A 14,869-nucleotide genomic window follows, 5' to 3' on the forward strand; every position below is an offset into this window, starting at 1 on the left:
AATCCCCGGTGACGGGCCGGCACGGAGGTAAGCGCCATCGAGACCAATCAGAGCGAGTCGGCCGGGCAGGTGACCGGCGAGGCCGCCCCCGTCTCCCCGAGCGGATACGCCGCGATCCGGGCAGTGCTGCGCATCCGGCCGTTCCGCCGGCTCTGGCTCGTGCTCAGCGCCGCCTCCTTCGGCGACTGGCTCGGCCTGCTCGCCACGTCGATCTTCGCCGCTTCGCTGGTGGAGGGGAGCACCGCGCAGGGCGCCGCGTTCGGTGGCACCATCGCCATCCGGCTGCTGCCCGCGCTGCTCCTCGGCCCCGTCGCGGGGGTGCTCGCCGACCGCTTCGACCGGCGGCACGCCATGGTCATCTGCGACCTGCTGCGGTTCGTGCTCTTCGCGAGCATCCCCATGGTGGCGATCTTCGGCGCCAGTGGCGCGGTCGCCGTCGCCTGGGCGGCGATCGCGACCTTCCTGATCGAGACGATCACCATGATCTGGATCCCGGCCAAGGAGGCCGCGGTCCCGAACCTGATTCCGCGTTCCCGGCTGGAGACCGCCAACCAGCTCAGCCTGATCACCACGTACGGCATCACGCCGATCGCCGCGGCCGGCGGACTGGCGATCCTCACTGTCGTGGTCGACACCCTCTCCGGCCCGACCCCGTCGACCTGGGCCAACCCGGCGATGCTGGCGCTCTTCCTCAACGCGCTCTCCCGGCTGGCGACCGCCCTGGTCGTCTGGTTCGGGATCAAGGAGATCAGCGGACGGGTGGTCCGCGGCGACCACCAGGAACAGAGCATGGTCCGCCTCTTCGTCGACGGCTGGCGCTTCATCGGCCGTACGCCGCTGGTGCGCGGGCTGGTGCTCGGCATCTTCGGCGCCTTCGCCGCCGGCGGTGTCGTCGTCGGCGTGGCGAAGTTCTTCGCACTCTCCCTCGGCGCCGGCGAGGCCGCCTTCTACATGCTCTTCGGCGCTGTCTTCCTCGGCCTGGCCATCGGTGTCGGCGTCGGACCGGCGCTGGTACGCGAGCTGTCCCGGCGCCGCTGGTTCGGCATGAGCATCGTGCTGGCCGCCGCGTCGGTGATGGGGCTCTCCGCCGCCCCCCACCTGGCGTTGGCGATCTTCGGGGCGATCCTGGTCGGCGCGGGCGCCGGCATGGCCTTCCTGGCCGGCACCACGCTGCTCGGCGGCGAGGTCGCCGACGACGTACGGGGCCGGGTCTTCGCGGTGGTGCAGATCGGCGCCCGGCTGGTGCTGATGCTCGCCATCTCGCTGAGCAGCCTGCTGGTCGGCATCGGCGGCTCCCGGGAGCTGCGCATCGCCGACCTGGGCATCTCGGTCTCCTCCACCCGGCTGCTGCTGCTGGTCGCCGGCGCGGCGGGCATCGTCGCCGGCATCAGCGCCTTCCGGCAGATGGACGACAAGCCGGGCGTGCCGGTGCTGGCCGACCTCTGGGGTTCCATGCGGGGCCGGCCGCTCGCCGCAGCCGAGCCCTTCGCCTCCGCCGGGCTCTTCGTCGTCTTCGAGGGCGGAGTGGGCGCCGGCAAGTCGACCCACGTGCAGGCGCTCGCCGACGCGCTGCGGCAGGACGGCCGCGAGGTCGTCATCACCGGCGACCCCGGCGCGGTCCCCGAGACCGAGGCCGAGGGCATCCTCTCCGAGGTGGCGCCGGCGCCGGTCACCCCGCGCGCCGACGTCCTGCTGCACGCCGCACGCCGCGCCCAGCACGTGGCGACGGTTGTCCGGCCCGCCCTGCGACGCGGCGCGGTGGTGCTCAGCGACTGCTACGTCGACTCGTCGCTGGCGTACGAGCAGGCCGCCCGGCGGCTTCCGGTCGATCAGCTCTCGTGGCTGTCGGCCTGGGCCACCGGTGGTCTCAAGCCGGACCTGGTGGTGCTGCTGGACGTCAACCCGGCCGTGGCGCTGGCCCGGCTGAGCCCGGAGCGCGCCGACGAGGTGGAGGAGTCGCCGGAGTTCGCCGAGCGGCTGCGCTTCGCCTACCTGGATCTGGCCGCCGAGGACCCCGCCCGCTACCTGGTGCTCGACGCCGCGCGTCCGGCCGAGGAGACCTTCGACTCGATCCTGGCCCGCATCGAGCCGATGGTCCGCGACCCCGCCAGCGTCGTACGCCCGGAGCCGGCCCGGCAGCCCGACGTGAGCGTCGAGCCGGAGTTGTCGGACGCGGAGCTGATCGGCGCGGCGAACGGTGAGCCGGAACGGCGGCCCTGATGTCCGAGGTCTTCGCCGATCTCGTCGGCCAGGACGACGCGGTGGAGGTCCTGCGCCGGGCGGCGGAGTCCGCGCGGCGGCTGCTCGCCGCCGGGGACGCTCCGGCCGGCGAGGGGGGCGGAATGACCCACGCCTGGATCTTCACCGGTCCGCCCGGCTCGGGCCGGTCGGTGGCGGCCCGGGCGTTCGCCGCGGCGCTGCAGTGCGCGCGCGGAACGGGCTGCGGTGACTGCCCCGCCTGCCGGACCACCCTCGGCGGCACCCACGCCGATGTCCGGCTGGTCGTCCCCGAAGGGCTCTCGATCAGTGTCGGCGAGATGCGCGCGCTGGTGCTGCGGGCGGCGAGCACCCCGTCGGGCGGACGCTGGCAGGTGGTGATCATCGAGGATGCGGACCGGCTCACCGAGGCGGCCGGCAACGCGCTGCTGAAGGCGATCGAGGAGCCGGCCCCGCGGACGGTCTTCATGCTCTGCACGCCCTCGACCCACCCGGACGACATCTCGGTCACCATCCGCTCCCGCTGCCGGGTGGTGTCGCTGCGGCAGCCCTCCGCCGAGGCGGTGGCGACGGTGCTGACGCGCCGCGACGGCATCGACCCGCAGACGGCGGCCTGGGCGGCGGCCGCCTCCCAGGGACACGTCGGGCGGGCCCGGCGGCTGGCCCGCGACCCGCAGGCGCGCGCCCGCCGGGACGCGGTGCTCGCGCTGCCCCGGAAACTGACCGGTGTCGGCGCGGCCTTCGACGCCGCGGCGGCGCTGATCGAGGCGGCCGAGGCGGAGGCAGCGGCGTCGGTGCTGGAGTCGGACGCGGCCGAGAAGGCGGCGTTGCAGACCGCGCTCGGCGGCGGCGGGACCGGGCGCGGTGCGGCCGGGGCGCTGCGCGGCGCCGCCGGGCAGATCAAGGACCTGGAGAAGCGGCAGAAGTCGCGGGCCACCCGGGCCCAGCGCGACGCCCTGGACCGGGCGCTGGTGGACCTGGCCGCCTTCTACCGTGACGTGCTCGCGTCCGCGATGGGCGCCCCGGTCGCCCCGGTGCACGCCGACACCGCCGAGCTCGCCGCCGGCGCCGCCCGCAAGTGGGGCCCCGAGGGGACGCTGCGGCGGCTGGAGGCGATCCTGGAGTGCCGGACGGCGATCAACGCCAACGTCAAGCCCCGCATCGCTGTCGAGTCGATGATGCTCGCCCTCTGGAAGGGCTGAGCCCGGGAATCGAATGGCCCCGATCGATTCGATCTTGGACCAGGGGTTTTCTTCTCCGCTGCCGGGCCGGTACGGTTCCCGTGCCGACCGAGATGCCGCAGCGCGACGGCGGCGGCACGATACGTGACTGGCGCGCGGGAGGAGCCTGCGATGGGGCGGGGAGAGCTCGACGAAGCCTGGATCGAGGAGGCGATCCGTCGATACCGGCGGATCGAATCGCTCCAGGCCGAGTTCGATCAGGCCGTCTCCACCGTGGAGGTGACCGTCAGTTCGCCCGACGGGCTCGTCGAGGTGGTCGTCACCGCCGACGGCACGATCACCGACGTCCGCTTCTGCCGACCACTGCAGGGGCGCGGCCCCCGGGAGATCGCCGCGTCGGTGCAGGCGGCCGTCACCGCCGCCGCCGACGCCGCCCGCTGGGCACGGGAAAAGCTGCACACCGAAACGTTCGAGACCTATCGGCCGTTGGCAGAGGCATGATGGAGAGTCTGCACCGGCTCGCCGCCCGGCTGGACCGGGCCGCGGCCACCGTCGCCGCCATCTCGTACGCCGTTCCCGGCGCCGACCCGCCGCATCCGGCGTTCGGCGCGGACGCCAACGGCCGTGCGGGTGAACTGGGGCGGGCCCTGCACCGCCAGTGGCGCCAGGCCAGCGACGCCCGGGCCCGCGAGGCCGCCGAGGCCGCCGCCCGGCTCGCCGCCACCGCCGACGCGGTACGCGCCGCCGCCGGGAACTACGCCGACATCGACGAACTGGCCCTGCACCGCCAGCGCCGGGAGACCTGATGGACGAACTCGACCGGCTCGCCGCGCCGGTGCGCGACCTGCTCGGCCGCGTCGACGTGCTGATCGCCGCCGCCGGCGCCCCGGACCACCACCCGCTCTGGCCGGCGCTGCGCCGGATGCGGATGCTCCCCGGGGACGCGTACGCCGCCTTCGCCGCGCTGCGCCCGGAGCCGCTGATCGCCGCCGCAGACGAGGTGCGGCGGTTGACCCGCGGCTACGACCAGGCGGGCCTCGAAATCGCCGACGGCGGCTGGGACGGCGCCGCCGGCAACACCTTCGCGGGCGTACGCACCGCGCTCGCCACCCACCTCGACGGCGGTCCGGAGAGTCTGGTGGGGCGGATGGAGGCAACCGCCGGGTACGCCGGCGCGCTCGCCGACTGGGTGCAGAGCAGCCGCGGCACGCTGGCGCGTACCTGTGTGGAGCTGCTCGGCTCGGCGGAGGCGGTCACCGTCTGCGGCGCCGACCCGGCGGTGGCCGACCGGGGCGTGGCGCTCGCCGCGGCCGAGATCGGCGCACGGGTGCTCGGCGCGCTCAACGTGGCGTACGACGGGGCGGAGACGCTGCTGCGGCAGTGGGGCCCGCACCTGGCCGAGTCGTTCTACCGGCCGCCGGTGGAGATGCCGGTCGACTGGGAAGCGACCACGAGGGTCCAACCGTGAGCCGGCGGCACCCGCCGGCGGTGAGGTGACCAGATGGGGATGCTCTGCGCCGTCAGCTTCAACCGGTACGGCCGGCTCTACTACTTCGACCCCGGTGAGCTGCGCCCCGGCGTCGGCGACCGGGTACTGGTGCCCACCGACGAGGGCCCCGAGGTCGCCGAGTGTGTCTGGGCGGCGCAGTGGGTCACCGAGGAGACCGGCGGGTTCCCACGGCTCGTCGGGCTCGCCGGCGACGAGGACCTGCACCGCGACGAGCGGCGCCGCCGGCGCAAAGCCGACGCGAAGGTGGCGGCGAAGCGGCTGATCCGGGCGCACGAGCTGCCGATGAAGGTCGTCGGCGTCGACCAGGTCCACGCCGCCGCCGGCAGCGACGAGCGGATCACCGTCTACTTCACCGCCCCGCACCGGGTCGACTTCCGGGCCCTGGTACGCGACCTCGGCGCGACCCTGCGCTGCCGGGTGGAGCTGCGCCAGCTCTCCGAACGCGACTCGGCGCGCGTGCAGGGCGGCATCGGCTCCTGCGGACGCGACCTCTGCTGCGCCACCTTCCTCACCGACTTCGAGCCGGTGACCGTACGGATGGCCAAGGACCAGGAGCTGCCACCGAACCCGATGCGGATCTCCGGGGCGTGCGGGCGGCTGATGTGCTGCCTGAAGTACGAGCACCCGCTCTACGCCGGCGCCGCCGAGACGTACCCGCGCAACGGGGAACGCGTGAACACCCCCGACGGGGAGGCGCGGGTCGTGTCCCGGCACCCGCCGAGCGAGACGGTGACGGTGCGCCGCCTGTCCGACGGTGAGGTCAGCCGCTGTTCGCTCGCCGACGTCTGCGGCTCCCGGCGGGCGTACCGCGGCCGGGGCGGCGCGACCGCGGACCCGGAGAGCGCGACGGCGGACCCGGACGTCAGCGCAGGGTGATCGGCGGCTCGGCGAGGCGTACGGGCAGGGGTTGTTCCGGCACCAGCCACGGGTCGGACGGGGCGCCGTCGGGGCGGGCCAGCCAGCGGCGGGAGATCCGGTCCACGGCGATCGGGTAGACCGTCAGCGAGCCGTCGGGGTCGATGCGCAGCCGCAGGAAGCCCTTGGCGTCCTCGATGCCCTGTCCGGCGAAGAGCTCGTTGAGGTTCACCCCGAAGGCGCTGGCGACCAGCAGGTACGCCGCGGCCAGCTCGGCGGAGAGCAGCCCGGCGACCGGGGTGTAGAAGAGCACGGCGACAACCGCCGGCAGCGGCCACACCCAGGAATCCAGGGGCAGTTGCAGCCAGAGCCAGGTGCCGGCCGCGCCGAGCGCCAACTGGGCCGTCCCGTGCGCGACGCCGAGAATCCAGTGCCGGGAGTGCCGTTTGCCGCTCGCGGTCGGCGGCTGCGCGAAGCCGATCGCCGCGGCCAGCATCAGCAGCGCCATCGCCACCAGCGGCACACTGAAGAGCCGCTGCGCGGTGGCGTCGGCCCGGTTCGTCACCGCCCCGGCGGCGGCGAGCATGAAGAGCACCTGCAAGGTGCCGAGCAGCCAGGTGAAGCCCGGGTTGCGCAGCGGCAGCCGCCCGAAGATCCCGAGGCCGTACCGGCGGGAAGTCGCCTTGTCCGGGTAGCGGGCGGCCAGGTCGTACGCCTCGGTGGGGCTGGACCGGCGGGCGAGCGTGTCACGCGGCGGCACCTCGAGTCGCTCCGGGAGCTGGTGGGTGGGGTAGAGGTACGCCCCGCCGCCGCCGAACGTGATCAGCTCCCGCTGCGCGCCGCTGTAGCGGCTGTAGTGGTGCAGATCCCCAGAGATCATCAGCCGCACCTGCGCGCCGGTCGGGGCGAGCACCGTACGGATGAAGTAGTCGATCGAGTCGTACGCCTCGGGGTGGTCGACGGACTTCACCCAGGACGGCTCCGGCACCACGAGGATCACCCGCGACTGCGGGCCGAGACCCGCCGCGACCTGCTCGAAGTAGGTCAGCTGCGGATCGTCGAGGTACGAACCGGACTGGTCGTCGAGCCCCAGCAGCCACCAGTCCGCCGGCAGCGACACCGCGAAGTACGAGCGGGTCTGCCCGGTCCGCCAGCCACCGAAGCTGCGCTCGCGGGTCCGCACGAACATCCGCAGGAAAGCGGTCAGCCCGTCGTACCAGTCGTGGTTGCCGGGGACCGCGAAGAGCGTCGGCTCGCACCCGTCGGGCGGCGGATGCGGCAGCGCCGCCTGGTACGGCCCCTTGCAGCGGTCCTCGTACGCCTGCTGCCCGGCGACCGGATAGACCTGGTCACCCCCCATCACCAGGGTCTGCGCCCGCGGCAGCCGGTGCCCGTCGACCTCCAGCTCCGCCCGCCCCAGCAGATACGCCACCGAGTACGTCGCGTCGAACCCGTCCCCCAGGTCGGCGACATAGTCCAGCCAGAGCCCACCGTCCGGCCCCACCTGCTGCGGTACGTCCGCGCGCAGCGAGTTCTGCAACTCCCGTTTGTCCAGGTACGCCCCGAAGAGCATGGCGAGCAGCGTACGGATCCCGGTGCTGATCAGCAGACCCGGATTGAGCCAGCGCACCGCCTTGCGCGGCGTGAAGCCCAGCTCGTGCGGGCTGGTGTCGCGCGGGCGCGTACGGCGGCGGGGGGTGTCGGTGGCCGGGCGGGGCGGGTCAACGGTCACCGGCCGGAGCATAGCCGTCGATCACCGCGGGCGGGTGGTGGCGCATGCTCGCCGCGGGCCTGTGCCCGGTGCCGGGGCCGGGCGTGGGCGCCGTCCCCGTCGGCGGGATACCCGGGAGCTTGGCGAGGGCGCGGTGTCGTACACTGAGCGGCGTTGCCGCCTTAGCTCAGTCGGCTAGAGCGACGCACTCGTAATGCGTAGGTCGACGGTTCGATTCCGTCAGGCGGCTCGGTACAGAAGCCCAGGTCAACGACCTGGGCTTCACCGTTTTCCGAGATCGACAACGCCGCCGCCGGACGTGCCAGTCCGCAAATAGTCCGCATCCCGCGCCGCTACCGCTTCGTCCAGGAGGTCGGCGACGGAGTCCAGGTCGTCACCGAAGAGGCCCGCGTACACGTCCAGCGTCATCGACGCCGAGGCGTGCCGAGCATCCGCTGTACGGCCTTGACGTTGGCACCCGCCGCCACGGCGAGGCTCGCTGCGGTGTGCCGGAGGTCGTGCGGGGTGAGGCCGGCCTCGACGCACCCGAGTGGCGGTGGGACGCAGTGGGAAGCTTGCTCGTGCTGGGTGCCCTCGGCACGGGTATCGCCTACGTCCTGAACTACCGGATCATCCAGGACGAAGGACCAACCGCCGCGTCGGTCGTCACGTACCTACTGCCGATCGTCGCCGTGATCCTCGGATGGGCCGTCCTGAACGAAGCGGTCACCGTGGCGATCATTGCCGGTGTCGTCCTGGTCCTCAGCGGCATCATCCTCAGCAAGCGAACCAGGCGGGACAGGCGACCGCACGAAGTTGCCGAACAGTCCTCTTAAGAATCAAGGCGGCCCGCATGCGGGCCGCGCCGGACGCGCTCGGCCTGCTGGCGGAGCAAGCGCCGGCATCGGCCGGCGCGCCGGCAGGATTAAGGGCATGCCTCCGGCGGGGGCCAGACGACTCCGAGATGGAGTTGCCGAACGGTTGCGGTTCGTGGGTGGTGGGATGGCAGGCAGGAGACTGTCTGCTGCGCGAGCCCGGCTTACGCTCCATCACCCCGTGACCTTCGCTTGTCCGCATCCTGGATCGCGTGTCGGACGGCCAGGCGGATCACCCAGTAGGAGACGACCAGCGCCAGCAAGGGGGAGAGAACAACCACGATCGAAGCATCCATGATCATGGACGATAGACAGCCATTGCCGCTGCCGCTACAGCCGTTCGTACAGCCAGGACCACCGGCTCACGCCTACGCCACCCGACAACGACGGCCGGGCTGACCAGGTGCGCAGCCACCCGACCAGCCTTCCGCGATCTTCTTCTAATCCCGAGACCGCCAACTTGCCGTGCATCTAGTCCGCATGAGGTCGACGGGCGGTGGGGGAGTGGTGAGAGATGCCGAGAGGCGTTTCCGCTGGTAGAAGCGCACATGCGCAGGTCGCCGGATCGCCCATCTTGATCTCGTAATCGTAGGTCGACGGTTCGATTCCGTCAGGCGGCTCCATGGAAAGAGCTGGCCTGGGGTCACTTGGCGGTGAGCTTGTCGACGTCTGGGGCGTAGACGGTCATCCAGTGCGGGTGTAGCCGGTAGAAGACCACTTCGTTGTCCCAATCGAAGGCGTCGTCGCCGTCGCCGTAGAAGTCCTTCAAGTAGTTGAGCAGGTCTGGCCAGTCCGCGGCAGCCTCACTGTCCTGAGGGTTGAGGATCTCGACCGTACCGTGCGTGAAAACGCCCAAGTCCTCGCCACGCATGTGCGCGACGCTGGCGGCCGGCCGGGCGGCGAGGTGGCGGGCCTTGGCGGCGCTGGGCGCCGTCCCGAAATGCCATCTGCCGTGTAGAAAATGCCCGTCCACGCCGCTGATCCGCGGCTCGCCCTTCGCCGTTACGGTGGAAAGGGCAAGGGTGCACATGCCGGTGAGTACCTGGGTGAGCTGCTCCGCGGTCAGGGTGCGCTCATTGATGATTGAGCGAAGATGCGAGGTGGAGCGGGACAGAGAGGAGTCCAGGAGACTCTGGAGCTCTTTGAGATCTTCCGGCGTTTCGCGCATCGAGGTCCTTGTCTATTCGTAAGGTCGGTTCACGTCCACCACCGACGCCGACCGGTGAAACCATGTTCGATCAAAAACCTGACACCTTGTGTCGTACTTCTTTTCTCAGCAGCGATTAATCACGCGGGGCGTCATCCCATACAAGGCGGCAGCACAGTCGCAGCTCAACGCCCTGGGTCGGGCGGACGGCAGCTACCCTGAGCCGATGATCGAGCAAGATCGGCAACGCGTTCCCATGCCCGTCGTCGCCGCCGCCATGATCGCCACCTTGGCAGTCGTGCTCGCGGCGTCGCTGATATTTGCCAGCATCGAGGGGATCGTTGTCGGGTTGCTGGTCGTTGCTCTCTTCCTGGCGTTGGCTTACGGCCTGTGGCGTGGCAGCAGGCACGCTCTGTTCTGGACCACCGTGATCGTCAACATCATCTTTGTGATCGGTGTCCTCGGGCTCCGGTTTGATCCGTGGGGCGCACTGCCGCAGACCGTTGGCGCGTTACTCGTCTTCGGCCTGGTGCGGTGGCCCGCATCGTCCCGGCGGTGGTTTCGCGACCTGCCGGCGGCAAAGGGTCAAGAGGGCGCCGGGCTGCTCCCGGAAGCGCGCCGGGCGGGATGATGCCCAAGCAGGCTCCGCTGGCGGCCATCAGCCCGGGCGAACATGAAATCCCGTCGGAAGATCGCCCACTCGCCGGTCCAGTCCGCAAGGTCGTGTACCCACCTGTCGGGGTGCTGCCGGGCTTTCGCCGACCACTTCGCGGCGTTGCGTACGGCGAAGTCGTCCAGCACGTCAGGGCCGGTCGCTTCCCACACGGGAAACTGCGACAGCCACTCCTCCGCCTGCCCGCCGGTGTGGCCGCTGCCGATCAGCCACTGGACGAGTAGCGCCAGCTCAACCCACGGGGCCGCCCTCGTCGCCCACGCCCAGTCGACGATCCGTAAACCGTCCGCGGTCACGATCATGTTGGTCGGGTTGAGGTCGCTGTGGACCAGCACCGTGCCGTCCATCGCCGGATGCGACCAGCCAAGTCGGGCCGCTGGGGTGAACCACGGCTCGCCCAGGGCAGAGGTCTCCTGAAGCCCTTTCAGTGCCGCCGTCAACAGGTCGAGGTCGGCCGCGCCGGGTGAGAGGTCGGGGTGGGGGCCGTTCAGCAGTTCGGCCCCCATCACCAGCCAGCCGGTTGTCTCGAAATGCCACCGGACCACGGGCGCGGTGTCGGTGACCTTGGCCGCAGCAAGCGTTGCCGCCAGCTCGTAGCGCAGTGACTGGGCACCCGTGGACGCGGCCTTCACGAAAGCCGCGGCGTCGGGCCCGGTGACTGTCGCGGCGATCTCCGCGTGGTTACCGGACGGTGCCGGTACTACGGCGAAAGGTCGGCCGACGCGGTCCGCGATTCCGTCGACCACGGCGTCCGGCAGGGCAGTCCAGTCACTCCGCATCGGCACACCTCTCCTGTCACTCCCTGCCAGGCTGCGGCGGGTTCGGCGGCTGCTGCGGCGAGTGTGGCGCCGGTGATATCCATGGGGCCGATGTCCTCGGCCTGGTCGGCGGTCGGCCAGTGGGAACTCATCGTCTCCCAGATTTTGCGCCCGTACAGCGCGGTGCCTGTCGCCCCCGTCCAGCGAGGCTGGACAGTCATCGACTGCCCGAGCAGGACATTCGCTCTCAGGGGGCGGCGAAGCTATCGCGCTGCCGGTATCGTCCGCGGTCACGCTCTTGAAATTTACGGAAGCGGGTACCGGTGTCGTCCGAGGTCTTGTTCTTCTCCGGGGCTGCGGTTGTGCTGTTGGCGGTTGCCGTGATGCTTGGCCGGATGCTGGCCAAGCGGCGTCGTTGGAGACTTCTGCCCCTGGTGGTAACCCTTGCCGCGTCGGTGCTGGTGCTGACGGTGATCACGGGTCCGCTCGGCGTACGGTCGCTGGCGGTTCTGCTTGCCGCTTCGCTCTGGGGGGCCGTCCTGCTGGCCACCGTCTTCCTGGTACGGCGCTCCCACTCACGCCTTGCCATCATGGTCGGCGGGATAGGCGCAGTCATCGCGATGCAAGCGGCGATGGTCGCGTTCGTGGTGACGAGGTTCAGCGCGACGGAGGCCCCCCGGGAGTACGCGCTGCTGTGGCTGCCCGCCGCAATGACTGGCGCGGTAAGGAATCTGGGCGAGCCGGGCAGCGGAGTCGAAACACCGCTGTGGGTTCGAATCTCCCAGGACGCCGGCCCGTTGCCGTTGTCGGTGGTCTTGTTGTCGGGTTTTGCCGTGGCCTATGCGGCACGTCGGCGCTCCGTCGCCCGCGCTGCCGGCGTTCAGGGCTGACCTGAGGTTCCGGGCCACCGGCAGGTGAGCGGTCCGCATCCTTCGCCATCTGGTCCGGCTTCGCAGCGCCTCCGCCGGCGTGCGGGATGGGTGGTAGCTGTTACCGGTGGTCGGTTCGTTCCTCGCCGGTCGTGTCGGCGAGGGACGTCGGTTTGATCACTCTCAGTGGTGGGAGCCGCGGTCGATGATTGCTGCCTCGATGCGCAGCCCTATCCCGGTCAGGACGAGGAAGCCCGCGAACAGATGCGGTCCCATATGGTCGGAGTCCGACATCATGGAGAGCAGGGATATCAGGACGCCGGCGGTCAGTAGCACGGTGCCGGACAGACGCCGGTTGCCCACCTGTTTCGCTTGGAGTTGATCCACGGCGGAACCGTACCAACGCCGTGACCAGCAAACCACCCCTCGCGTACCGCCCCTGGCCAGCGCAGCAAGTCCGGGTTGGACCGGCTGCAACTGTCTTCGCATTGATGCAGGTTGACCTCTCCGTGGCGCAGGTGTGAGGGTGGCCGGATGGGGACTGTCATCCGCAACATCACGTTCGACTGCGCTGACCCGTACGAGTTGGCGCACTTCTGGGCCAGGGTTTTCGACTGCGTGGTCGACCCGCAGTTCACGCCGGAGGACGAGGAAGTGGCGATCGACCCGCCGGGCAACACGATGTGGTTCCAGCGGGTGCCGGAGCCAAAGAGCGTCAAGAACCGGGTGCACGTCTGCCTGCAGCCTGAGGTGCTGCGTGATCAGGAGATCGAGCGGATTCGCGCCCTGGGTGCGTCCGTCGTCGAAGATCGGCGCAACCCGGATGGCACTGGCTGGATGGTGCTGGCCGACCCGGAGGGCAACGAGTTCTGCGTGCTGCGCAGCGCCGCCGAACGCCAGGCAATCGAATAGCACTCTTGTGATGCGGAGTCGGGCTGCCCGGTCGATGCTGCCGATTCAGTCATTCATCTCGGCTAGCCGGCAGCGGCCGGGTCGTGGGCGTCCATGAACTCGGTCAGGCAGGCGGAGATCCGTTCGGGCTGCTCGAACGGCAGGGAATGCGTGCCCTCACAAGCCTCGATCTGGATGTCGGGGACGTGTGCCCGGGCGTAGTCCACGGCTGCCTCCGCGTTGGTCACCGTGCTCTGCCGGGCCATCGCGGAGCCTGCCACCGCTGCCAGGCCCAGCACGCCGGCGGTCAAGGCCCACCGGCGGAGCAAGCGCCTGCGTACGTTTGTGCGGTCCGGCTCGCCCTCGCTCATGGTTGCCCCGATCCGCTCACTCACTTCCCGACCGGCCAAAGGTGTGCTTCGAGAGTAATCGCGGTCAATGCCGGACGCGCCGGCGAAACGACGGGCCAGGAGGACGGCACGTTGAGGATGTTCTCGTCAAGCCGTTCGTGATCGAGTCGCCTCCTGGCGCCACGGGTCTTTGCTGGTAGGGCCCACGATCGCGGGCACGTCGCCCGCACCGGGCAGCCTGTCGTGCGGGAGCCGCGGTTGGTCGGCTACTGATGGCCGACGTCGGCACCTGGCCTGGTTTCGCTCGCGGCGACCGCAGAGTCGGTGCCCGAGCCGCCCGTACGCCGCAGCCTCACGTACGCGATCACGCCGACCACCAGGAGGGCCAGCCAGAACGGCATCAGCAGCGGCGCGAGTTCCTGCCAGATGGGCCACACCGTCTCGGTGAGCCCGGCGAGGCGCATGCCCTGCCAGGTGAGGGCGACGCCCGGCAGCAGGCCGACCGTCACCAGCGCGCGCACCAGCACCGGTACGGGCCGGCGCCACCGCCCCACCAGGCCGAACAGTGCCGCACCGGCGGCGGCGCCCAGGAGGGTGCCAATGAGCGTGGCGGCGAGGAACTTGTCCGGTGCGGCCGACATGATGTTCAGCCTCGACCCGCTCGCCTCGTGGGTGAGCGTGGCGACCACGCCGTCCGACTCGGCTCGCCGGCCGTCGCACGTATCGTCCGTTAGGACGTCGAGGTCCTGCCAGCCGAGCGACGTGGCGTTGCGCTGGAACTCGTCAGAGAGCGCGCACTCCGGGCCGTTGCCGTACTGGAAGGTGACACGCGCCGATCCGTAATCGTCCGGGGCCAGGAAGACGCCGTACCGGTAGGCGCGCGCGACCACCACGCTGCCGGTCGGCTCGGCCCCGGGGAACAGCTCCGCCGCCATGGCCTGCGCCCGGTCTTCGCTGAGCGGTACGGCGCCGCGACCGCCATACCAGGAGCCGAGGCTCAGGCCGGCCGTGCCAAAGAGCAGCGCGCCGAGCAGCAGCACCGCAATGCTCCGCAGCCGATTGCGCACCGCGCCTCCCTCGTCATGTTGCAGCAGCGTAACCGTCAAGATCTGAATCCGGTGCCCCCAGTACGCACATGTTCTGCGACGACAGCAGGTGGAGGATGCGCTCCTCAAGCCGATCGCGATCGAGTCGGCGTGTCGGCGTCGGCCCGCCCAGCCACGGGTTCGTCAGCGGCATGCATCGTCCTCGATCATGCGCGCACCCTATCCAGGCGCGCGGCTGCCACGTACGGTCGGGCCATGTTGGAGTCGCAGCGGGAGGCCGTGCCGGGCAACGACGGTGGCGAGCTCGATACCGCTCTCGCGTTCCTGACCTTCGCGCGATCCTGCGTGCTGAAGAAGGTTGCCGGTCTGGGTGAGGAGCAGTTGCGGCGGCGGCTGGTCGTCTCCGACACCACGCTGCTTGGGCTGGTGCAGCACCTGACCGACGCGGAGCGGTACTGGTTCGGCTACACCTTCGCCGGCGACGCGCGCTACGCGGATCTCGACTTCGACATGGTGGTCGCGCCGGAGCGGTCAGCCGAGGAGGTCATCGCCGACTACCGGGCGGCGATCGCCGAGAGCGACGCCCATCTCCTTGCCGCCGCCGGCCCCGACGCGCTCACCGCCCAGCCGGTCGCCGACGAGCCGCGTACGTTGCGCTGGGTGCTCGCCCACATGACCGGCGAGACCGTCCGGCATGCCGGTCACGCCGACATCCTGCGGGAACTGGTCGACGGCGCCACCGGCCGGTGAACCGCCCTCATTGACAGCCACGGCTCTCCGGCCCTC

The 14,869-nt window shown here is 70.8% G+C and carries 18 protein-coding genes, 1 tRNA gene and 1 pseudogene; 12 read left to right on the forward strand and 8 right to left on the reverse strand.

The genetic code is table 11. The annotated features are described in order from the left end of the window. Positions 1-159 precede the first annotated feature (159 nt). From tmk to ACK8GG_RS02180, 6 genes are all read left to right on the forward strand, one after another. Positions 160-2,220 carry a dTMP kinase gene (tmk, locus tag ACK8GG_RS02155; RefSeq protein WP_440355677.1) on the forward strand — a complete coding sequence of 687 codons (2,061 nt, stop codon included), beginning with the start codon at positions 160-162 and terminating at the stop codon, positions 2,218-2,220. Beyond that, positions 2,220-3,419 carry a DNA polymerase III subunit delta' gene (locus ACK8GG_RS02160; protein WP_440354292.1) on the forward strand — a complete coding sequence of 400 codons (1,200 nt, stop codon included), beginning with the start codon at positions 2,220-2,222 and terminating at the stop codon, positions 3,417-3,419. Before tmk ends, ACK8GG_RS02160 begins: the two co-directional genes overlap by 1 nt. 150 nt (positions 3,420-3,569) lie before the next feature. Next, positions 3,570-3,899 (forward strand): YbaB/EbfC family nucleoid-associated protein, encoded by a 330-nt coding sequence (locus ACK8GG_RS02165; RefSeq protein ID WP_440354291.1) that lies wholly within the window; start codon positions 3,570-3,572, stop codon positions 3,897-3,899. After that, positions 3,896-4,204, forward strand: a complete 309-nt coding sequence (locus tag ACK8GG_RS02170; protein ID WP_440355398.1) for a hypothetical protein — start codon at positions 3,896-3,898, stop codon at positions 4,202-4,204. The genes ACK8GG_RS02165 and ACK8GG_RS02170 overlap by 4 nt, the downstream gene beginning before the upstream one ends. Then, positions 4,204-4,866 carry a hypothetical protein gene (locus ACK8GG_RS02175; protein ID WP_440355399.1) on the forward strand — a complete coding sequence of 221 codons (663 nt, stop codon included), beginning with the start codon at positions 4,204-4,206 and terminating at the stop codon, positions 4,864-4,866. Before ACK8GG_RS02170 ends, ACK8GG_RS02175 begins: the two co-directional genes overlap by 1 nt. A gap of 33 nt (positions 4,867-4,899) precedes the next feature. After that, positions 4,900-5,784 (forward strand): PSP1 domain-containing protein, encoded by an 885-nt coding sequence (locus ACK8GG_RS02180; protein ID WP_440355400.1) that lies wholly within the window; start codon positions 4,900-4,902, stop codon positions 5,782-5,784. Here the strand turns inward: ACK8GG_RS02180 and ACK8GG_RS02185 are convergent. Next, entirely contained in the window at positions 5,771-7,495 is a 1,725-nt protein-coding gene (locus ACK8GG_RS02185; protein WP_440355401.1) for a metallophosphoesterase family protein, read from the reverse strand. The two genes, ACK8GG_RS02180 and ACK8GG_RS02185, sit on opposite strands and share 14 nt — an antisense overlap. Before the next feature lie 155 nt (positions 7,496-7,650). Here ACK8GG_RS02185 and ACK8GG_RS02190 point away from each other — a divergent pair. Beyond that, positions 7,651-7,724, forward strand: a tRNA-Thr gene (locus ACK8GG_RS02190). Between the two features lie 32 nt (positions 7,725-7,756). Here ACK8GG_RS02190 and ACK8GG_RS02195 read toward each other — a convergent pair. After that, positions 7,757-7,903, reverse strand: a complete 147-nt coding sequence (locus tag ACK8GG_RS02195; protein ID WP_440354287.1) for a hypothetical protein — start codon at positions 7,901-7,903, stop codon at positions 7,757-7,759. A gap of 77 nt (positions 7,904-7,980) precedes the next feature. Here ACK8GG_RS02195 and ACK8GG_RS02200 point away from each other — a divergent pair, with 77 nt between their 5' ends. Continuing rightward, positions 7,981-8,310, forward strand: coding sequence for a DMT family transporter (locus ACK8GG_RS02200; protein ID WP_440355402.1), 330 nt, complete (start codon positions 7,981-7,983; stop codon positions 8,308-8,310). A gap of 682 nt (positions 8,311-8,992) precedes the next feature. On the opposite strand, the gene ACK8GG_RS02205 is transcribed toward ACK8GG_RS02200, so the two are convergent. After that, positions 8,993-9,517: a pyridoxamine 5'-phosphate oxidase family protein gene (locus ACK8GG_RS02205; protein WP_440355403.1), complete on the reverse strand. Its 525-nt coding sequence runs from the start codon at positions 9,515-9,517 to the stop codon at positions 8,993-8,995. Positions 9,518-9,722: 205 nt separating this feature from the next. Between ACK8GG_RS02205 and ACK8GG_RS02210 the strand changes: the two genes are divergently transcribed. After that, positions 9,723-10,127, forward strand: a complete 405-nt coding sequence (locus ACK8GG_RS02210) for a hypothetical protein (RefSeq protein WP_440355404.1) — start codon at positions 9,723-9,725, stop codon at positions 10,125-10,127. Here ACK8GG_RS02210 and ACK8GG_RS02215 read toward each other — a convergent pair. Further along, positions 10,082-10,948: a phosphotransferase gene (locus tag ACK8GG_RS02215; protein WP_440355405.1), complete on the reverse strand. Its 867-nt coding sequence runs from the start codon at positions 10,946-10,948 to the stop codon at positions 10,082-10,084. The two genes, ACK8GG_RS02210 and ACK8GG_RS02215, sit on opposite strands and share 46 nt — an antisense overlap. Positions 10,949-11,250: 302 nt before the next feature. Here ACK8GG_RS02215 and ACK8GG_RS02220 point away from each other — a divergent pair, with 302 nt between their 5' ends. Further along, positions 11,251-11,817: a hypothetical protein gene (locus tag ACK8GG_RS02220; RefSeq protein ID WP_440355406.1), complete on the forward strand. Its 567-nt coding sequence runs from the start codon at positions 11,251-11,253 to the stop codon at positions 11,815-11,817. 162 nt (positions 11,818-11,979) lie between these two features. Here the strand turns inward: ACK8GG_RS02220 and ACK8GG_RS02225 are convergent, their stop codons facing one another. Then, positions 11,980-12,183 (reverse strand): hypothetical protein, encoded by a 204-nt coding sequence (locus ACK8GG_RS02225; RefSeq protein WP_440355407.1) that lies wholly within the window; start codon positions 12,181-12,183, stop codon positions 11,980-11,982. Positions 12,184-12,330: 147 nt separating this feature from the next. Between ACK8GG_RS02225 and ACK8GG_RS02230 the strand changes: the two genes are divergently transcribed. Then, entirely contained in the window at positions 12,331-12,708 is a 378-nt protein-coding gene (locus ACK8GG_RS02230) for a VOC family protein (RefSeq protein WP_440354280.1), read from the forward strand. A gap of 62 nt (positions 12,709-12,770) precedes the next feature. Here the strand turns inward: ACK8GG_RS02230 and ACK8GG_RS02235 are convergent, their stop codons facing one another. From ACK8GG_RS02235 to ACK8GG_RS02245, 3 genes and pseudogenes are all read right to left on the reverse strand, one after another. Further along, a complete protein-coding gene (locus ACK8GG_RS02235) occupies positions 12,771-12,998 on the reverse strand; it encodes a hypothetical protein (protein ID WP_440355408.1) in 228 nt (75 codons plus the stop codon). 305 nt (positions 12,999-13,303) lie between these two features. Beyond that, on the reverse strand, positions 13,304-14,143 hold the full coding sequence (locus ACK8GG_RS02240) for a hypothetical protein (RefSeq protein ID WP_440354278.1): 840 nt from the start codon (positions 14,141-14,143) through the stop codon (positions 13,304-13,306). A gap of 1 nt (position 14,144) precedes the next feature. Continuing rightward, a pseudogene (locus tag ACK8GG_RS02245) lies at positions 14,145-14,276 on the reverse strand (pyridoxamine 5'-phosphate oxidase family protein); the annotation flags it as partial. A gap of 62 nt (positions 14,277-14,338) precedes the next feature. Between ACK8GG_RS02245 and ACK8GG_RS02250 the strand changes: the two are divergent. Then, positions 14,339-14,833 (forward strand): DinB family protein, encoded by a 495-nt coding sequence (locus ACK8GG_RS02250; RefSeq protein ID WP_440354277.1) that lies wholly within the window; start codon positions 14,339-14,341, stop codon positions 14,831-14,833. Positions 14,834-14,869: the final 36 nt, after the last annotated feature.

This window comes from Melissospora conviva, from assembly GCF_049523535.1.
In the GTDB taxonomy this organism is placed as follows: Bacteria; Actinomycetota; Actinomycetes; order Mycobacteriales; family Micromonosporaceae; genus Melissospora; species Melissospora conviva.

Coding starts and splice junctions, on each gene's coding strand:
- ACK8GG_RS02170 (WP_440355398.1), top strand. CDS start 3,896: ATGATGGAGAGTCTGCACCGGCTCGCCGCCCGGCTGGACCGGGCCGCG.
- ACK8GG_RS02230 (WP_440354280.1), top strand. CDS start 12,331: ATGGGGACTGTCATCCGCAACATCACGTTCGACTGCGCTGACCCGTAC.
- ACK8GG_RS02250 (WP_440354277.1), top strand. CDS start 14,339: ATGTTGGAGTCGCAGCGGGAGGCCGTGCCGGGCAACGACGGTGGCGAG.
- ACK8GG_RS02160 (WP_440354292.1), top strand. CDS start 2,220: ATGTCCGAGGTCTTCGCCGATCTCGTCGGCCAGGACGACGCGGTGGAG.
- ACK8GG_RS02210 (WP_440355404.1), top strand. CDS start 9,723: ATGATCGAGCAAGATCGGCAACGCGTTCCCATGCCCGTCGTCGCCGCC.
- ACK8GG_RS02215 (WP_440355405.1), bottom strand. CDS start 10,948: ATGCGGAGTGACTGGACTGCCCTGCCGGACGCCGTGGTCGACGGAATC.
- ACK8GG_RS02180 (WP_440355400.1), top strand. CDS start 4,900: ATGGGGATGCTCTGCGCCGTCAGCTTCAACCGGTACGGCCGGCTCTAC.
- ACK8GG_RS02195 (WP_440354287.1), bottom strand. CDS start 7,903: ATGACGCTGGACGTGTACGCGGGCCTCTTCGGTGACGACCTGGACTCC.
- ACK8GG_RS02205 (WP_440355403.1), bottom strand. CDS start 9,517: ATGCGCGAAACGCCGGAAGATCTCAAAGAGCTCCAGAGTCTCCTGGAC.
- ACK8GG_RS02165 (WP_440354291.1), top strand. CDS start 3,570: ATGGGGCGGGGAGAGCTCGACGAAGCCTGGATCGAGGAGGCGATCCGT.
- ACK8GG_RS02175 (WP_440355399.1), top strand. CDS start 4,204: ATGGACGAACTCGACCGGCTCGCCGCGCCGGTGCGCGACCTGCTCGGC.